This window comes from Thauera phenylacetica B4P, assembly GCF_000310225.1.
GTDB lineage: Bacteria > Pseudomonadota > Gammaproteobacteria > Burkholderiales > Rhodocyclaceae > Thauera > Thauera phenylacetica.
In genome coordinates this window covers 1-15,273 of the sequence record NZ_AMXF01000026.1, presented here as the reverse complement: position 1 = coordinate 15,273, position 15,273 = coordinate 1, and the positions used below count along the sequence as shown (strand labels likewise).

The following is a 15,273-nucleotide window of genomic DNA, read 5'->3' as shown; positions in this document are numbered from 1 at the left end:
TCAGCCCTCCGTCCTTGCGGGCGCGGCGGGGCCGAAGAAGCGGTCGGTGAGCTTCACGTACCAGGCGGCCGACTGCACCTGCAGGATGTAGGCGAGCGCGATCACCAGCGCCGCCCCCGAGCTCGACGCGCCGAACACGTTCATCGCCAGCGCGAGCGCGATCGACAGGTTGCGCATCACCGTGCCATACACCAGCGCGATCGCATCGCCGCGCGGCAGCAGGCTGCGCGCCACCACGGTGCTCACCACGTAGTTGATCGCGTACAGGCACAGCAGCGGCACCAGCACCACGACCAGCTCGCCGGGCTGGGCGACGAGGTCCTTCGCCTTGAGGGCGAGCGCGACGAAGACGATGCCGAGCACGCCCAGCGTGGAGAAAGGCGGGAAGCGCGGTCCCCACTCCTTCTGGTATTCGGCCTGGCCGTGGCGCGCCACCAGCCATTTCTGCGTGTAGTGCCCGGCCAGCATGGGCAGGAACACGATGATCACGATCTGCATGAACACCGCGCCCATGTCGACCGGCACCTCGGCGCCCATGAGCCCGCGCACGTAGAGCGGCGTGGCGAGCGAGCCGATGATCAGCCCGAGCACCGTCATCTTGACCGCGGCGCCGAGGTTGCCCTTGGCGAAGCCGGTCCACGAGATCGTCATGCCGCTGGTGGGCAGCAGCGCGGCGAGTAGCAGGCCGAGCGCGTAGGCGGGCTGCTCGGGGAAGAAGGCCTTGCCGAGGGCGTAGGCGACGAAGGGGATGAGGGCGAAGTTGATCGCCTGCGCGAGCGCCTGCGCCTTGAGGTCGCCACCTTCGAGGACCTTGGAGAGCTTCAGGTTGACCATCATCGGATAGACCATCAGGAAGGTCAGCGGCACGATCAGCGACTTCAGCCAGCCGACCGGCGCCACAAGCCCGAAGCCGAAGCCGAGCACCATCGCCACCGGGATGGCGAGGATCAGGTTCTTGTTGATCTTCATCAGCAGCGCAAGCATGGATCCCCCGTTTTACGTTCGTGCGCGCCCTCCCAGGACGCGAAGCCATGATGACACAAGCAAGCGCGATGCCAGGGCACGGCGCGTGGCGGCGTGTCCGCTCGGCCTCCGGGGGTTCGCGCCTGCCGGCGCTCCTACACGAACCAGCGCATCCGGCAGGGCCTGCAGGAGCGGCGCAGGCCGCGAACCCGGCGCCGGATCCACGACTCGCCTGCCACGGCAGCGACGTTGGCAGACAAAACACCGCCAATCGCGTCAGCACCCCTCGCCAGCGCCGTAAACGACCGAGGCCCACGCAAGCGTGGGCCTCGGGGCCTCCGGAAACGTGTGCTCCCGGGATTACTTCTTGGCGGCGGCCAGGCCGTTCACGATCTCGGCCTTGGCGTCTTCCACCGTACCCCAGCCGAGGACCTTGACCCACTTGCCGGGCTCGAGGTCCTTGTAGTGCTCGAAGAAGTGCACGGTCTGCTTCATCAGCAGCTCGGGCAGGTCGTCGGTGGTCTGCACCTTGTCGTACAGCGGGGTCAGCTTGGACACCGGCACCGCGACGACCTTGGCGTCGACGCCGCCGTCGTCTTCCATCTTGAGCACGCCAACCGGACGGCAGCGGATGACCACGCCCGGCTGCAGCGGGAACGGGGTCACGACCAGCACGTCGACCGGGTCGCCGTCGCCGGCGATGGTGTGCGGCACATAGCCGTAATTCAGCGGGTAGCGCATCGAGGTGCCCATGAAGCGGTCGACGAAGACGGCGCCGCTGTCCTTGTCCACCTCGAACTTGATCGGATCGCCCTGGGCGGAGATCTCGATGATGACGTTGATGTCGTTCGGCACGTCCTTGCCGGCGCTGACCTGTTCGTAACCCATACATCCCTCCCGTGGAAAAATTGTGCGCGGATTATAGGGGGAAACCACAATGTCTTGCACTGCGGCGATACCCCCCGCTGGGGCGGCGGATCAGGCCGGGGAATCGAAGCCCGCGCCCTCGACCGCGGCGCGCAGCGCCTCGACCGACACCTTGGCGGGATCGTGACGCACGGTGGCGGACGCGCCTTCGAGCGACACCTGCACGTCCTCCACGCCGGGCAGCGCCTTCAGCACGCCGGTGACGTTCTTCACGCAACCGCCGCAGCTCATGCCTTCGACCTTGATCGTCGTCTCGTTCATCGATTCTGCACTCCAGATGGATTGAAAGGGGCGCGCCATCGCGCCCTCAGGTCACGCACACCACGCCGCGCCACAGGTCGCCGCCGAGCGAGGGCGCGTGGTAGAGGCCGAACACGCCGAAGCCGAGCACCAGCAGGCCGGAGGCCAGTCGCACCTTGGGGTGGCGGGTGATGTCGCGGAAACGCTTGAAGAGCATGCCGGCCAGCAGCAGGTTGGGCAGCGTGCCCAGCCCGAAGGCCAGCATCAGGCCGGCGCCGCGCGCGCCCGATCCGGTGACCAGCGCGGTGGCGAGGATGGAATAGGTGAGCCCGCAGGGGATGAAGCCCCACAGCATGCCGAGCGGCAGCGCCTGCCCGACCGAGCGCGCAGGCAGGAAGCGTCGCGTGGCGGGCTGGATGCGCCGCCACAGCACGTGGCCGACGCGCTCGATGGGCGCGAGCAGGCGGGTGAAGCCGGTGAGGTAGAGCCCGAGCGCAACCAGCATCAGGTTGGCGAGCACGTACAGCGTCATCTGCACCGGCAGCATGCCCTCGTAGAGCAGGCCGACCGAGCCGAGCAGGCCGACGCCGGCGCCGAGCAGGGTGTAGGTGCCGATGCGCCCGAGGTTGTAGGCCAGGTGCAGCGGCCACTGCGGCCGGCTGCCGGGCGCCTGCACCTGCATGCTGAGCGCGCCGACGATGCCGCCGCACATCGACACGCAGTGCGTGCCGCCGAGCAGGCCGATCAGGAAGACGGCGAGGTAACCGGTTTCGGGCATGAAGAAGAAAGGCCCCGCGGGCAATGCGAGGCCTTCATTCTACGCTGCGGTGCGCCATCCGTGCGGCGTTCAGATCACCCGCGAGTAGCGCTGGCGCTCGCGGTCGGCGCGCAGGTAGCGGTCGAAGACCATCGCGATGCCGCGCACCAGCAGGCGGCCGCCGGGCTGCACGCTGATCCAGTCGCCGTCGATCTTCACCAGCCCCGCCTTCTCCATCTCCTGCAGCTCGGCGAGCTCCTCGGCGAAGTACTCGCGGAAGTTGACCAGGTAGGCGATCTCGATCGACTGCATCGAGAGCTCGAAGTGGCACATCAGCGCTTGGATGATCGCACGCCGCAGCAGGTCGTCGGCGGTGAGCTCGATGCCGCGCAGCACCGGCAGCTCGTCGCGGTCGAGCGCGTCGTAGTACTCGTCGAGCGTCTTCACGTTCTGCGCATACACCGGGCCGATCTTGCCGATCGCCGACACCCCGAAGGCGAGCAGGTCGCACTCGGCGTGGGTGGAGTAGCCCTGGAAGTTGCGGTGCAGGCGCCCCTGGCGCTGGGCGACGGTGAGCTCGTCGTCGGGCTTGGCGAAGTGGTCCATGCCGATGTACACATAGCCCGCCTCGGTGAGGCGGCGGATGCCGAGCTGCAGCAGCTGCAGCTTGGTGTCGGCGGTGGGCATGTCGCCGCTGTTGATGCGGCGCTGCGGCTTGAACAGGCCCGGCAGGTGGGCGTAGCTGTACAGCGAGATGCGGTCGGGCGAGATCTCGAGGACCTGGTCGAGCGTGCGGTCGAAGCTGGTCGGGTTCTGCCGCGGCAGGCCGTAGATCAGGTCCATGCTCACCGACTTGAAGCCGTTGGCGCGCGCCGCGTCGATCACCAGCTTGGTCTCGTCGAAGCTCTGGATGCGGTTGACCGCCTGCTGCACGTCCTCGGCGAAGTCCTGCACGCCCACGCTCATGCGGTTGAAGCCGAGCTCGGCGAGCAGCTTCACGGTGTCGAAGTCGACCTTGCGCGGGTCGACCTCGATCGAGTATTCGCCGTTGGGCACCAGGGTGAAGTGCTCGCGCACCGCCGCCATGAGCTCGCGCATCTCGTCGTGCGACAGGAAGGTCGGCGTGCCGCCGCCGAGGTGGAGCTGGGTGACCTGGCGGCTGCCCTCCAGGCAGGCGGCCTGCATCTCGATTTCTTTTGCGAGATATTTCAGATACTTGGCCGAGCGTCCATGATCCTTGGTAATGATCTTGTTGCAGGCGCAGTAGTAGCAGATCGTGTTGCAGAAGGGGATGTGGAAGTATAATGAGAGCGGTTTGCTTACGCCGCCCACCGCCCTTTTGGCCAGCCAGGCCCGGAGCGCTTCCGCATTGAAGGCCTCGACGAAGCGGTCCGCCGTGGGATAAGAGGTGTAGCGCGGCCCGTTGATGTCGAATTTCCGGATCAGTTGCGGGTCGAAGATGAGGTCGGTCTGGCTTTTCATGATCTTGCTGGCGGGCTGTCTGCCGAACAATGGCAGAAGCCTTCGTTATGTTGGTTGACTTGGGTCAACGGGTGTGATTAGCAATCCCGCCGCTGCGACGCAAGCGTCTCTAATGTCAGGAAAGCAGGATTATCGTGCAGATGAGGGCTAGCGTGCCAATTACCGTGGATGGGCTCAAGACCGCCTGTTCGCAGTGCAACCTGGTCGAGTTGTGCCTGCCCTTCGGGATGTCCGATCGCGAATTGAGCCGGCTCGACGAGCTGGTCGGTGCGCGCCGCAAGGTCAAGCGCCAGCACAACCTGTATCGCGCGGGCGACCCCTTCGAGGCGATCTACGCCATCCGCGCGGGTTCGTTCAAGACCGACGTGCTCCTTGAGGACGGTCGCGAGCAGGTCACCGGCTTCCAGATGACCGGCGAGATCCTCGGCCTCGACGGCATCAGCACCGAGTCCCACAGCTGCAACGCGGTCGCGCTCGAGGACAGCGAGGTGTGCGTGATCGCCTACGACAAGCTCGAGCAGATGTCGCACGAGATCGAGGGCCTGCAGCTGCAGTTCCACAAGGTCATGAGCCGCGAGATCGTGCGCGACCACGGCGTGATGATGCTGCTCGGCTCGATGCGCGCCGAGGAGCGCCTCGCCGCCTTCCTGCTCAACATGTCGCAGCGCTTCACGGCGCGCGGTTTCTCGGCGAGCGAGTTCAACCTGCGCATGACGCGCGAGGAGATCGGCTCCTACCTCGGGCTCAAGCTCGAGACGGTGTCGCGCGCCTTCTCGCGCTTCCAGGAGGACGGGCTGATCTCGGTGCAGCAGAAGCACGTGCAGCTGCTCGACCCGGCCGGCCTCAAGCGCCTGATCCAGCACCAGCACGGCGCACGCTGAGCGCGCCGGGCCGGGAGGACGCACGCTGCGCGCCCTCAGGCGAGGTAGCCGGCGATGTTCTTGCTCAGCGCCACCGACACGATCCACGCATACACCAGGATCGCGGCGGCGAATGCCGCGATCCGCACGCCCCGGGTTCGCCCGCGCTTGAGCGCCACCGTGCCGAGCAGGATGTAGGCGAGCAGGCCGATCACCTTGGCGGTGACCCAGCCCGCGCTGAAGGGGTATTGCTCGATCATCACCGCCAGCGCGATCGCCGAGAGCAGCAGCGTGCTGTCGACGAGGTGCGGCAGGACCCGCGTCAGGCGGTGCAGCAGCAGGGCGCTGCCGGTGAGCATCCAGGTGCCGCGCAGCAGGAAACCGGCGGCGCTCAGCACGACGCAGGTCACGTGCAGGTTCTTGATCAGGTAGTACATCCACGATCCTTTCGAAAGCCGGCCCGGGCGCTGATCGGCAGCCGGCTGAATTAAAATTGCGCCCCCAGACGGAGAGTTCCAGATGCCCAACACGACCCCGCTCGACATCCCCTCCCTGCTGCGCCGCATCCCGCTGTTCAGCGAACTGTCGGAGGCGGACATCCAGCTGGTCGCACGCTACACCCGCGAGCGCCAGGTCGCCCGCGGCGAGGTGCTGTTCCAGCGCGGCGACCTGCCGCACGGCTTTTACTTCGTGGTCTCCGGCCAGGTCAAGCTCGCCTTCTCGTCCTCGCAGGGTACCGAGAAGGTCGTCGAGATCATCGGCGCCATGCAGAGCTTCGGCGAGGCGGTAATGTTCATGAACCACCCCTACCCGGTGTTTGCCGAAGCGCTGAGCGAGACCGTGCTGGTGCACGTCGGCCAGGCGGTGGTCAGCGAGCTCATCGACCAGGACTCCACCTTCGCGCGCAAGCTGCTCGCCGGCATGGCGATCCGCCTGCACGGGCTGATCCAGGACGTGGAGACCTACTCGCTGCGATCGAGCACCCAGCGCGTGATCGGCTACCTGCTGCAGGTCGCCGACAACGACGCACCCTGCGAGATCGCGCTGCCGACGAGCAAGCAGGTGATCGCCTCGCGCCTCAACCTCACGCCCGAGACGCTGTCGCGCATCTTCCACGACCTCAGCGACGCCGGCCTGATCACCGTGCAGGGCAAGCGCGTGAGCCTGCACGACCCGGTGCGGCTGTCGCGCTACAACGCCTGAGCGCCCCTCGCAGGCCTTGCCGTCCGCCCGCACGCGGGCGCTCACTTGAGCACAACCGGCACACCGGCCTGCGCTGCCTCGACCCCGCTCCAGCCCAGCTCGCGCTCCACCGCCTCGACGAAGGCGGCCGCGGCGGTGGCCTCGCCGTGGACCACGAAGGTGCGCCGCGGTGCCTCGCCGAAGCCGCGCAGCCAGTCGAGCAGCGCGGGCTGGTCGGCGTGCGCGGACAGCCCGCCGATGGTGTGGATGCGCGCACGCACCGGGATGCGCTCGCCGAACAGGGTGACCTGGTGCGCGCCGTCGACCAGCCTGCGGCCGAGCGTACCGGCGGCCTGGAAGCCCGCGATGACCACCGCACACTCGCGCCGGCCGAGGTTGTAGCGCAGGTGGTGCTTGATCCGCCCGGCATCGCACATGCCGCTCGCGGAGATCACCACCAGCCCGCCCTTCACCGCATTGAGCGCCATCGACTCCTCCACGTCCTGCACGAAGCGCACGCGGAAGCGCCCGGGGTTGGCCTCGGCCCAGGCGTAGAGCGCGCGCGTCTCGTCGTCCCACAGGTCGGCGTGGCGAACGGTGAGCGCGGTGACCGCCGAGGCCATCGGCGAGTCGACCACCACGTCGAGCCGCCCGATGCGCCCGGCGCGCACCAGGTCGGCGAGCACGAAGAGCACCTCCTGGGTGCGCCCGACCGCGAAGGCCGGGATGATCACGTTGCCACCGTCCACCTCGAGCGTGCGCCGCAGCGCCAGGACGAGCTCGTCGCAGGTCGCCGCGAAGGAGCGATGGGCGCGGTTGCCATAGGTGGATTCGACGCACAGGTAGTCTGCGTGCGCGATCCGCACCGGGTCGCGCAGCACCGGCCGCATGGGCTGGCCGATGTCGCCCGAGGCGACCAGCCTGCGGGTGTGCCCGCGCTCGCCGACGTCGATCTCGATGATCGCCGAGCCGAGGATGTGCCCGGCATCGCGGAAACGGCAGCGCACGCCTGCGCCCGGCTCGATCCACGCGTCGTAGTCGGTGGCGACGAGGCGGCCGAGGCTGGTGCGCGCCTGCTCCACGGTATACAGCGGCGCCACCTCCGCCCTGCGCGCGGCCTTGCGCGAGCGCGTGTCGCGCAGCGCCCACTCGGCCTCCTTCTCCTGGATGTGGGCCGAATCCATCAGCATCACGCCGAGCAGGTCGACCGTGGCCGTGGTGGCGAAGATCCGCCCGCGGTAGCCCAGCGCCACCAGGCGCGGCAGCAGGCCGGAGTGGTCGAGATGGGCGTGGGTCAGCAGCACGAAGTCGATCCCGCGCAGCTCGAAGTCGAGCGCGCTGCGGTTCTTGCGGTCGGCCTCGCGCCCGCCCTGGAAGAGGCCGCAATCCACCAGGAAGGCGCCATGCTCGTGGTCGACGCGCAGGCAGGAGCCGGTGACCTCGCCGGCGGCACCGAGGAAGGTGAGCTTCATCACAGGCCTCGCGGATTCTTCAGGGATTTCCACTGTGCCCGTCACGATCGTGTGGCGGCTTGATCACGATCAATCGTGCCCGCCCCCCTCCGCTCGCTATAATCGAAGCACCACACACCACAGGGAGCGTACGCCATGTTCAAGCACATCCTGGTACCGACCGACGGCTCGGCACTCTCGGACAGCACGGTCGCCCGTGCCGTCTCCTTCGCCAAGGAGACCGGCGCGCGCATCACCTTCTTCTATTCGCAGCCCGACTTCCCGATGCCGATCTACGGCGAGGGCGCGCTGATCGATCCGACGACGCCCGAGCAGTTCGCCAAGTCGGCAGCCTCCGAAGCCGAGGCCATCCTTTCGAAGGCACGCGGCGCGGCGGAAGCCTCCGGCGTGGCCTGCGACAGCGACACCGCGGTGAACGAGGTGCCCTACGAGGCGATCATCGACGCCGCCGACCGCCATGGCTGCGACCTGATCTTCATGGCCTCGCACGGCCGCCGCGGCATCGCCGGCCTGCTGCTCGGCTCCGAGACGCAGAAGGTGCTGACCCACAGCAAGACGCCGGTGCTGGTCTATCGCTGAAACCGGTCGCTGCCCTGCAAGGGCGACCTCGAATACAAACGGCCCGCTTGCGCGGGCCGTTGTTCATCCGTCGTGCGGATCGCTCATCGGCGGGTCGCCGGTCAGCGCGACATGCGGGCCTTCTGCTCGTCCTCCGCCATGTGGCGGCGGGCGAAGCGGTACAGGTAGGCGCCCATCACCAGGATGAAAACGATGGTGAAGAGGCTCAGCAGACCGATATCGCTCGTGAACAACAACTCCCAGGCCATGGTGCTTCTCCCTTTGCAAGAAAATCAGACATTCGGATCGATCCGGATCTCCATCTCTGCAGGGAGGTAAGCGGACCCGTCCATTCTCCAGCTTCGGGCCTCGTCTTCTAGTACGAACAACCAGCGACCGGTGCTCAGCGGGGCGAGCACGGCCTCATACACACCGGAGCGCCCCTCGACGAGCAGTTCCTGGTCCAGGCCACCGCGCGTCGGGTGGGCGACGGTGAGGCGGATGCGAGGCGGCAAGCTGCCAGGCTCGGTGGCGGTCAGCTCCACGTGGATGGCCTCGCTGCGGATGCGCAGCGCGGCGCGCAGGCCCAACTCGCGGGCGTGCTCGACGCGGCCGATCGTCTGCACGATCGCGCGGCCTTCCTTGTAGTAGTCATCGACCACCATGCCGTCGAAGGTCTTCGCGGCGATCACCAGGGTGGCGATGCCGGCGACCACCGCGGTGGCCGGCAGCGCGATCAGGAACCACGGCCAGCCCTGGCGGTACCAGGGCTCGACCGGGGCTTCGGGCTTCTTGCTTCGCATGTCAGCGTGGCACCAGGAAAGTGGTCTCTTCCTTGAGGGTCAAGGAGGGGTCGTCTTCCGCGGCGATGTCGAAGAAGATCGTGTTGGCACCCGGCTTGCCCTCGTCGTAGGGCACATGCACCTGCACGGTGACCGACTGCGCCGCGGCCGGCGCCACCTCGACGCGCTGCGGACCCTGGATGCGGATGCCGTTCAGGCCGGTCACGCCGATGTTGAACGTTCGCGCGGCCTCGGTCATGTTCATGACCTGGAGCTGGTAGACGTTCTCGATCAGCCCGCCCTCGATCTCCTGCCCGAGCGAGGAGCGGTCGCGCAGCACGTCGACCCGCAGCGGCTCGCGAGCCGCCAGCCCCCAGACAAAGGCGATGCTGATGAGGGCGAGGACGGCGCCGTAGATCAGCGTGCGCGGCCGGAACACATGCGCGAGGATCTCCTTCGAGCCCCAGTTGCGCTTCATCGCGTTCTCGGTCGAATAGCGGATCAGCCCGCGCGGGTAGTTCATCTTGTCCATGACCTGATCGCAGGCGTCGATGCAGGCGGCGCAGCCGATGCACTCGTACTGCAGCCCGTCGCGGATGTCGATGCCGGTCGGACACACCTGCACGCAGATCCCGCAGTCGATGCAGTCGCCCTTGGACACGGAGCGCGGATCGATGCCCTTCTTGCGCGTGCCGCGCGGCTCGCCACGCGCCTCGTCGTAGGTGATCACCAGGGTGTCGGGGTCGAACATCACCGCCTGGAAGCGGGCGTACGGGCACATGTACTTGCAAACCTGCTCGCGCAGCACGCCGGCGAAGAGGTAGGTGAAGCCGCCGTAGAACAGGATCCAGAAGGTCTCCCAGGGCCCGAAGGTGAGGCCGTTGAAGGAGGCGAGCAGCTCGTCGAGCGGGGAGAAGTAGGCCACGAAGGTGAAGCCGGTCCACAGCGCAACCACGCCCCAGGCGAGGAACTTGGCGCCGCGGCGCATCGCCTTGGCCGCGCTCATCGGCGCGCGGTCGAGCTTCTGGCGGCGGGTGTGGTCGCCCTCGATCTTCTCCTCGATCCACATGAAGATCTCGGTATAGACCGTCTGCGGACAGGCGTAGCCGCACCACAGGCGGCCGGCGATCGCGGTGAAGAAGAACAGCGCGTAGGCCGAAATGATCAGCAGGATCGCGAGAAAGAACACGTCCTGCGGCCAGAACACCCAGCCGAAGATGTAGAACTTGCGTTCGGTGAGGTGGAGCAGCACCGCCTGGCGGTCGTTCCAGCTCAGCCAGGGCAGGCCGTAGAAGACGATCTGGGTGATCCACACCAGCGCCCATCGCCAGTTGGCGAACAGCCCGGTGACCGAGCGGACGTAGAGCTTCTTGCGGGCGGCGTAGAGGGTGTCCTGGGCGGACTCGGGGTTGGAAGGTTTCGCCGCCTTCTGCGGCTCGGGGGATGCGCTGTTCATGGCCTTGGTACCAATGAATTCTTGTTCTTGTTGTTATCGAGAACCCCGGGAGGGCCCCTCCTCCCGGGGATGCGATGCTTGCTGCAGTTGCTGCGGGTGACGCTTACTGCTTGCTCAGGCTCAGCACGTAGGCGGTGAGCAGGTGCACCTTGTCCTCGCCGAGGAAGGCACCGAACGCGGGCATCTGGTTGTTGCGGCCGAGGTTGATGGTCTCGATGATCACCGCCTCGGACGAGCCGTACAGCCAGCGGTTGTCGGTCAGGTTGGGCGCGCCGAGCATCGGGTTGCCCTTGGCGTCCGCACCGTGGCAGGCCACGCAGTTGGCCTCGAAGCCTTCCTTGCCGCGCTGCGCACGCACCGAGTCGTGGGCGAGGCCGTTCATCGAACGCACGTAATTGGCGACATCCTTGACACCGTCGGCGCCGAGCGCGGGACCGAACGGCGGCATCACGCCATTACGACCGTTGGTGATGGTCTCCTTGATGTTCTCCGGCGCGCCGCCCCACAGCCACTCGCTGTCGGTCAGGTTGGGGAAGCTCTTCGCGCCCTGCGCCGCTGCGCCGTGACACTGCTGGCAGTAGGTCAGGAAAAGGCGCTTGCCCATCGCGTTGGCTTCGGGATCGGCGGCGACCGCCATCATGTCCATCTCGCGATACTTGGCGAACACCGGACCGAAACGCTCCTGCGCCGCCTGCATCTCGGCGTCGTACTGCGCCCACTGGCCGCGGCTCTGGTTGCTGTTGCCGAAACCCGGATAGATCGCCAGGTAGACCACCGCGAACACGATGGTGATCCAGAAGAGGTACATCCACCAGCGCGGCAGCGGGTTGCTGTACTCGGCGAGCGTCTCGTCCCACACATGGCCGTGCAGTCCGACCTCCCCTTTCTCGCGCTTGGTCATGTTCGACACGAGCACGAACACACAGAACAGGATGGAGAGGGTCACGAGGACCATCACATACATGTTCCAGAAACCGCTGATGAAGTCAGCCATTTGTTTTTCCCTCTTGGTCTTGCCGACCGCGCGGGGCCGGCAGGTCGTCGTCGCTCAGGGGCAGACGCGCCGCCTCGTCGAACCCGGCCTTGGCGTGCTTGCTGTATGCCCAGGCGCAGATGCCCAGGAAGCACAGCAGCCCCAGCACGGTGATCAGGCTACGGAAATCGTTGATATCCACGGCGCGTTTGCTTCCTTACCTGAAGTGCGAAATCGCGGTGCCCAGGCCCTGCAGATAGGCCACGACCGCGTCGAGCTCGGTCTTGCCCTCGAGCGCGGCGGGCGCGGCGGCGATCTCTTCGTCGCTGTACTTGTGCAGGCCGACCTTGTTGAGCGCGCGCATGCGGTCCTGGATGTCGCCGGCGCGGACCGGACGGTCGAGCCAGGGGAAGGCCGGCATGTTCGACTCGGGGACGACGTCGCGCGGGTTCAGCAGATGAACGCGCTGCCACTCGTCGGAGTAACGGCCGCCGACGCGGGCGAGATCCGGACCGGTACGCTTCGAGCCCCACTGGAAGGGGTGGTCGTAGATGAACTCGCCGGCCACCGAATAGTGGCCGTAGCGCTCGGTCTCGGCACGGAACGGACGGATCATCTGCGAGTGGCAGTTGTAGCAGCCTTCACGCACGTAGATGTCGCGCCCCACGAGACGGACTGCGTCATACGGCTTGACGTCGAGCGCGTTGCCCTTGTGGTCGATCGCCGTCGTGGTCGAGTGCTGGAAGAACAGCGGCACGATCTCCACCAGCCCCCCCACGCTGACGGTCATCAGCGTGAGCACGATCATGAGGAATACGTTGCGTTCGATCTTTTCGTGTTTCGATTGAGCCATGTTGTCGTTCTCCGATCAGGCGTGGGCAGCCGCGGGCGCGAGCACCGGGGCGTCATAGGCCTTCTGGCCGGCGATCGTCTTCAGCATGTTGTAGAACATGATCAGCATGCCGCCGAGGAACATCGCGCCGCCGATGAAGCGGATCGTCCAGAACGGGTAGCTGGCCTTGACCGACTCGACGAAGGAGTAGGTGAGCGTGCCGTCCGGGTTGGTCGCGCGCCACATCAGGCCCTGCATCACGCCCGAGATCCACATCGAGGCGATGTAGAGCACGATGCCGATGGTGGCGATCCAGAAGTGGGCGTTGATCAGCTTGACGCTGTACATCTCGCTGCGCCCGTAGAGGCGCGGCAGCAGGAAATACACCGAGCCGATGGAGATCATCGCCACCCAGCCGAGCGCACCCGAGTGCACGTGGCCGACGGTCCAGTCGGTGTAGTGCGACAGCGCGTTGACCGTCTTGATCGACATCATCGGGCCTTCGAAGGTCGACATGCCGTAGAAGGACAACGAGGTGATGAGGAACTTCAGGATCGGGTCGGTGCGCAGCTTGTGCCAGGCGCCCGACAGGGTCAGCACGCCGTTGATCATGCCGCCCCAGGACGGTGCCAGCAGGATCAGCGAGAACACCATGCCGACGGACTGGGTCCAGTCGGGCAGCGCGGTGTAGTGCAGGTGGTGCGGGCCGGCCCACATGTAGGTGAAGATCAGCGCCCAGAAGTGCACCACCGACAGGCGGTACGAGTACACCGGACGATCGGCCTGCTTGGGCACGAAGTAGTACATCATGCCGAGGAAGCCCGCGGTCAGGAAGAAGCCCACCGCGTTGTGGCCGTACCACCACTGGATCATCGCGTCCTGCACGCCGGCGTAGGCCGAGTACGACTTCATGCTGGTGAGCGAGACCGGGATCGCGGCGCTGTTGACGATGTGCAGCAGCGCGACGGTGAGGATGAAGCCGCCGAAGAACCAGTTCGCGACGTAGATGTGCGATACCTTGCGCTTGGCGATGGTGCCGAAGAACACCACGGCGTAGGACACCCACACGATGGCGATCAGGATGTCGATCGGCCACTCGAGCTCGGCGTATTCCTTGGAGGAGGTGTAGCCCAGCGGCAGGGTGATCGCGGCGAGCACGATGACCAGCTGCCAGCCCCAGAACGTGAACGCGGCCAGGCCGGGCGCGAACAGCCTCGTGTGACAGGTACGCTGGACCACGTAGTACGAAGTGGCGAACAGCGCGCAGCCACCGAACGCGAAGATCACCGCGTTGGTGTGCAGCGGACGGAGCCTGCCGAAATGCAGGAATTCGTGCACGTTCAGTTCGGGCCACACGAGCTGTGCTGCGGCGATCACACCGACCAGCATGCCCACGATGCCCCACACCACCGTCATGATGGCGAACTGGCGCACGACTTTATAGTTATAAGTCGCTTGCGATTGCATCTGGATCACCTCTTTGTTTTTGAAAACCCCTGCTTGCGTCGGGCCGCACCAGACCAGCGCGGCGACCCACCCGGGCGAGAATACGCCACGACCACATACGCAATTTGACACAAGTCAATATTGTATTGCAGCAGACGGGAGCAAGGAAGGGGAAATTGGAGTTAGTCCAAAAACAAACGCGCGCGCCCGCTGCGGATACCACGAGAAATCGTGCGGACACGCTGGAATCCAGCATCTACGCGGGTTCCAGCGTCTTTGGAGGGCCTGGCGGCAGGCAAAAAAAAGGGTGCGTCTTCACGCACCCCCAACCCCAACAGAGAGACATAGACCACGAACCGCTCGCCATCGTCATGCTCGGCGATCGATCGCAACGGCGTCATTTTCCTCTTAACCATCGGACAGACGTTGACGCAGGTCAACGAATCCGCGTTTCACCCGGCCTGGCGCCAGTGGAGGGGTCTCCGACCGCCTCTTTCCCGGCCCCGTGGGGCGAGTTCGGCTCCGCCTCGCCGGCCTCCTCGGGCGGCTGGTCGCGGTCGTCCATCAGCAGCCGGTAGGCGGGCCCCTCGAGGTCGTCGTACTGGCCGCTGCGCAGCGACCACCAGAACAGCACCCCGATGATGAACACCAGCACCACCGACAGCGGAATCAGCAGGTAGAGGCTTTCCATCTCAATTCTCCGCGCTTGCGCGATCGGTCCGCGCCGCGCGCTGCAACCGCATGGCGTTGAGCACGACGAGCAGCGAGCTCGCCGCCATGCCGATGCCGGCCATCCAAGGCGTGACCAGCCCGGCCATGGCGAGCGGCACCGAGGTGAAATTGTAGGCGAACGACCACCACAGGTTCTGCCGGATGATGCGCAGGGTGCGCCGCGCGAGCACGATCCCGTCGGCCAGGCTGGCGAAGCGCTCGTTGAGCAGCACGATGTCGGCCTGGTTGCGGGCGAGGTCGGTGCCGCCGCCCATCGCTACCGAGACGTGGGCCTGGGCGAGCACCGGGGCATCGTTCACCCCATCGCCCACCATCGCCACCACGGCCTTGTCGTCGCGCTGCATGTCGACGATCGCCTGCTGCTTGCCCTGCGGATCGAGGCCGCCGCGCGCATCGCGGATGCCCAGCCTGGCGGCGACCGCATCCACCACCGGCTGCGCGTCGCCCGAGAGCAGGCTGAGCGCGGTGCCCTCGCCCGCCAGGCGGGCGGTGATCGTCGGCGCATCCTCGCGCAGGCGGTCGGCGAGCCGGAACAGGCCCAGCCAGCCAGCCTGTCCGGCGAGCGCGATCACGGTGCCGCCCGCGGCCGCGAAATCCGCGAGCGCGGCGGG

Annotated in this window: 20 protein-coding genes; 3 read left to right on the top strand and 17 right to left on the bottom strand. The window is 66.6% G+C overall.

The annotated features are described in order from the left end of the window. The 5 genes from C667_RS06035 to hemN form a co-directional block, all read right to left on the bottom strand. Complete coding sequence (locus C667_RS06035) at nt 1–984, bottom strand: arsenic resistance protein (protein ID WP_004358593.1); 984 nt, start codon at nt 982–984, stop codon at nt 1–3. 339 nt (nt 985–1,323) lie between these two features. Continuing rightward, nucleotides 1,324–1,851, bottom strand: coding sequence for an inorganic diphosphatase (gene ppa / locus C667_RS06030; RefSeq protein WP_004358592.1), 528 nt, complete (start codon nt 1,849–1,851; stop codon nt 1,324–1,326). Between the two features lie 90 nt (nt 1,852–1,941). Beyond that, nucleotides 1,942–2,151 carry a heavy-metal-associated domain-containing protein gene (locus tag C667_RS06025; RefSeq protein ID WP_004358591.1) on the bottom strand — a complete coding sequence of 70 codons (210 nt, stop codon included), beginning with the start codon at nt 2,149–2,151 and terminating at the stop codon, nt 1,942–1,944. A gap of 46 nt (nt 2,152–2,197) precedes the next feature. After that, on the bottom strand, nt 2,198–2,908 hold the full coding sequence (locus C667_RS06020) for a sulfite exporter TauE/SafE family protein (RefSeq protein ID WP_039920872.1): 711 nt from the start codon (nt 2,906–2,908) through the stop codon (nt 2,198–2,200). Between the two features lie 69 nt (nt 2,909–2,977). Next, a complete protein-coding gene (hemN, locus tag C667_RS06015) occupies nt 2,978–4,369 on the bottom strand; it encodes an oxygen-independent coproporphyrinogen III oxidase (protein WP_039920870.1) in 1,392 nt (463 codons plus the stop codon). Nucleotides 4,370–4,509: 140 nt separating this feature from the next. On the opposite strand from hemN, the gene fnr reads away from it, so the two are divergent. Next, nucleotides 4,510–5,250, top strand: a complete 741-nt coding sequence (gene fnr / locus C667_RS06010; protein ID WP_039920868.1) for a fumarate/nitrate reduction transcriptional regulator Fnr — start codon at nt 4,510–4,512, stop codon at nt 5,248–5,250. Between the two features lie 35 nt (nt 5,251–5,285). On the opposite strand, the gene C667_RS06005 is transcribed toward fnr, so the two are convergent. Beyond that, on the bottom strand, nt 5,286–5,666 hold the full coding sequence (locus tag C667_RS06005) for a SirB2 family protein (RefSeq protein WP_004358586.1): 381 nt from the start codon (nt 5,664–5,666) through the stop codon (nt 5,286–5,288). Nucleotides 5,667–5,748: 82 nt separating this feature from the next. Here C667_RS06005 and C667_RS06000 point away from each other — a divergent pair, with 82 nt between their 5' ends. Beyond that, nucleotides 5,749–6,432 carry a Crp/Fnr family transcriptional regulator gene (locus C667_RS06000; protein ID WP_004358585.1) on the top strand — a complete coding sequence of 228 codons (684 nt, stop codon included), beginning with the start codon at nt 5,749–5,751 and terminating at the stop codon, nt 6,430–6,432. Between the two features lie 41 nt (nt 6,433–6,473). Here C667_RS06000 and C667_RS05995 read toward each other — a convergent pair whose 3' ends face one another. Next, nucleotides 6,474–7,883, bottom strand: a complete 1,410-nt coding sequence (locus C667_RS05995) for an MBL fold metallo-hydrolase RNA specificity domain-containing protein (RefSeq protein ID WP_004358584.1) — start codon at nt 7,881–7,883, stop codon at nt 6,474–6,476. Nucleotides 7,884–8,018: 135 nt separating this feature from the next. Here C667_RS05995 and C667_RS05990 point away from each other — a divergent pair, with 135 nt between their 5' ends. Beyond that, the gene (locus tag C667_RS05990; protein ID WP_004358583.1) at nt 8,019–8,462 is read left to right on the top strand and encodes a universal stress protein; all 444 of its coding nucleotides are present in this window, start codon (nt 8,019–8,021) and stop codon (nt 8,460–8,462) included. A gap of 101 nt (nt 8,463–8,563) precedes the next feature. Here the strand turns inward: C667_RS05990 and C667_RS24850 are convergent, their stop codons facing one another. From C667_RS24850 to C667_RS05950, 10 genes are all read right to left on the bottom strand, one after another. After that, entirely contained in the window at nt 8,564–8,710 is a 147-nt protein-coding gene (locus C667_RS24850; RefSeq protein WP_004358582.1) for a DUF3149 domain-containing protein, read from the bottom strand. Nucleotides 8,711–8,734: 24 nt separating this feature from the next. Then, nucleotides 8,735–9,244, bottom strand: coding sequence for a FixH family protein (locus C667_RS05985; protein WP_004358581.1), 510 nt, complete (start codon nt 9,242–9,244; stop codon nt 8,735–8,737). Nucleotide 9,245: 1 nt separating this feature from the next. Next, nucleotides 9,246–10,679, bottom strand: a complete 1,434-nt coding sequence (gene ccoG, locus C667_RS05980) for a cytochrome c oxidase accessory protein CcoG (protein ID WP_004358579.1) — start codon at nt 10,677–10,679, stop codon at nt 9,246–9,248. A 103-nt stretch (nt 10,680–10,782) separates the two neighbouring features. Further along, nucleotides 10,783–11,673: a cytochrome-c oxidase, cbb3-type subunit III gene (gene ccoP / locus C667_RS05975; protein WP_004358577.1), complete on the bottom strand. Its 891-nt coding sequence runs from the start codon at nt 11,671–11,673 to the stop codon at nt 10,783–10,785. After that, complete coding sequence (locus C667_RS05970) at nt 11,666–11,854, bottom strand: CcoQ/FixQ family Cbb3-type cytochrome c oxidase assembly chaperone (RefSeq protein ID WP_004358574.1); 189 nt, start codon at nt 11,852–11,854, stop codon at nt 11,666–11,668. The genes ccoP and C667_RS05970 overlap by 8 nt, the downstream gene beginning before the upstream one ends. Before the next feature lie 15 nt (nt 11,855–11,869). Then, nucleotides 11,870–12,505 carry a cytochrome-c oxidase, cbb3-type subunit II gene (ccoO, locus tag C667_RS05965; protein ID WP_004358572.1) on the bottom strand — a complete coding sequence of 212 codons (636 nt, stop codon included), beginning with the start codon at nt 12,503–12,505 and terminating at the stop codon, nt 11,870–11,872. A 15-nt stretch (nt 12,506–12,520) separates the two neighbouring features. Further along, nucleotides 12,521–13,951, bottom strand: a complete 1,431-nt coding sequence (ccoN, locus tag C667_RS05960; RefSeq protein WP_039920867.1) for a cytochrome-c oxidase, cbb3-type subunit I — start codon at nt 13,949–13,951, stop codon at nt 12,521–12,523. A 161-nt stretch (nt 13,952–14,112) separates the two neighbouring features. Beyond that, nucleotides 14,113–14,370 (bottom strand): hypothetical protein, encoded by a 258-nt coding sequence (locus C667_RS26150; RefSeq protein ID WP_157302217.1) that lies wholly within the window; start codon nt 14,368–14,370, stop codon nt 14,113–14,115. Continuing rightward, complete coding sequence (gene ccoS, locus C667_RS05955) at nt 14,367–14,621, bottom strand: cbb3-type cytochrome oxidase assembly protein CcoS (RefSeq protein WP_004358568.1); 255 nt, start codon at nt 14,619–14,621, stop codon at nt 14,367–14,369. The genes C667_RS26150 and ccoS overlap by 4 nt, the downstream gene beginning before the upstream one ends. A 1-nt stretch (nt 14,622) precedes the next feature. Further along, nucleotides 14,623–15,273 (bottom strand): HAD-IC family P-type ATPase (locus C667_RS05950; protein ID WP_004358566.1); only part of this gene is annotated, 651 nt, incomplete at its 5' end.

What these genes read in the sequence shown, in the direction of transcription:
- C667_RS06020 (WP_039920872.1), bottom strand. Translation starts at nt 2,908, where the DNA reads ATGCCCGAAACCGGTTACCTCGCCGTCTTCCTGATCGGCCTGCTCGGC.
- C667_RS06005 (WP_004358586.1), bottom strand. Translation starts at nt 5,666, where the DNA reads ATGTACTACCTGATCAAGAACCTGCACGTGACCTGCGTCGTGCTGAGC.
- C667_RS06000 (WP_004358585.1), top strand. Translation starts at nt 5,749, where the DNA reads ATGCCCAACACGACCCCGCTCGACATCCCCTCCCTGCTGCGCCGCATC.
- fnr (WP_039920868.1), top strand. Translation starts at nt 4,510, where the DNA reads ATGAGGGCTAGCGTGCCAATTACCGTGGATGGGCTCAAGACCGCCTGT.
- C667_RS06035 (WP_004358593.1), bottom strand. Translation starts at nt 984, where the DNA reads ATGCTTGCGCTGCTGATGAAGATCAACAAGAACCTGATCCTCGCCATC.
- ccoP (WP_004358577.1), bottom strand. Translation starts at nt 11,673, where the DNA reads ATGGCTGACTTCATCAGCGGTTTCTGGAACATGTATGTGATGGTCCTC.
- hemN (WP_039920870.1), bottom strand. Translation starts at nt 4,369, where the DNA reads ATGAAAAGCCAGACCGACCTCATCTTCGACCCGCAACTGATCCGGAAA.
- ppa (WP_004358592.1), bottom strand. Translation starts at nt 1,851, where the DNA reads ATGGGTTACGAACAGGTCAGCGCCGGCAAGGACGTGCCGAACGACATC.
- C667_RS05990 (WP_004358583.1), top strand. Translation starts at nt 8,019, where the DNA reads ATGTTCAAGCACATCCTGGTACCGACCGACGGCTCGGCACTCTCGGAC.
- C667_RS24850 (WP_004358582.1), bottom strand. Translation starts at nt 8,710, where the DNA reads ATGGCCTGGGAGTTGTTGTTCACGAGCGATATCGGTCTGCTGAGCCTC.
- ccoN (WP_039920867.1), bottom strand. Translation starts at nt 13,951, where the DNA reads ATGCAATCGCAAGCGACTTATAACTATAAAGTCGTGCGCCAGTTCGCC.
- C667_RS05985 (WP_004358581.1), bottom strand. Translation starts at nt 9,244, where the DNA reads ATGCGAAGCAAGAAGCCCGAAGCCCCGGTCGAGCCCTGGTACCGCCAG.
- C667_RS06025 (WP_004358591.1), bottom strand. Translation starts at nt 2,151, where the DNA reads ATGAACGAGACGACGATCAAGGTCGAAGGCATGAGCTGCGGCGGTTGC.
- ccoO (WP_004358572.1), bottom strand. Translation starts at nt 12,505, where the DNA reads ATGGCTCAATCGAAACACGAAAAGATCGAACGCAACGTATTCCTCATG.
- ccoG (WP_004358579.1), bottom strand. Translation starts at nt 10,679, where the DNA reads ATGAACAGCGCATCCCCCGAGCCGCAGAAGGCGGCGAAACCTTCCAAC.
- C667_RS05995 (WP_004358584.1), bottom strand. Translation starts at nt 7,883, where the DNA reads ATGAAGCTCACCTTCCTCGGTGCCGCCGGCGAGGTCACCGGCTCCTGC.
- ccoS (WP_004358568.1), bottom strand. Translation starts at nt 14,621, where the DNA reads ATGGAAAGCCTCTACCTGCTGATTCCGCTGTCGGTGGTGCTGGTGTTC.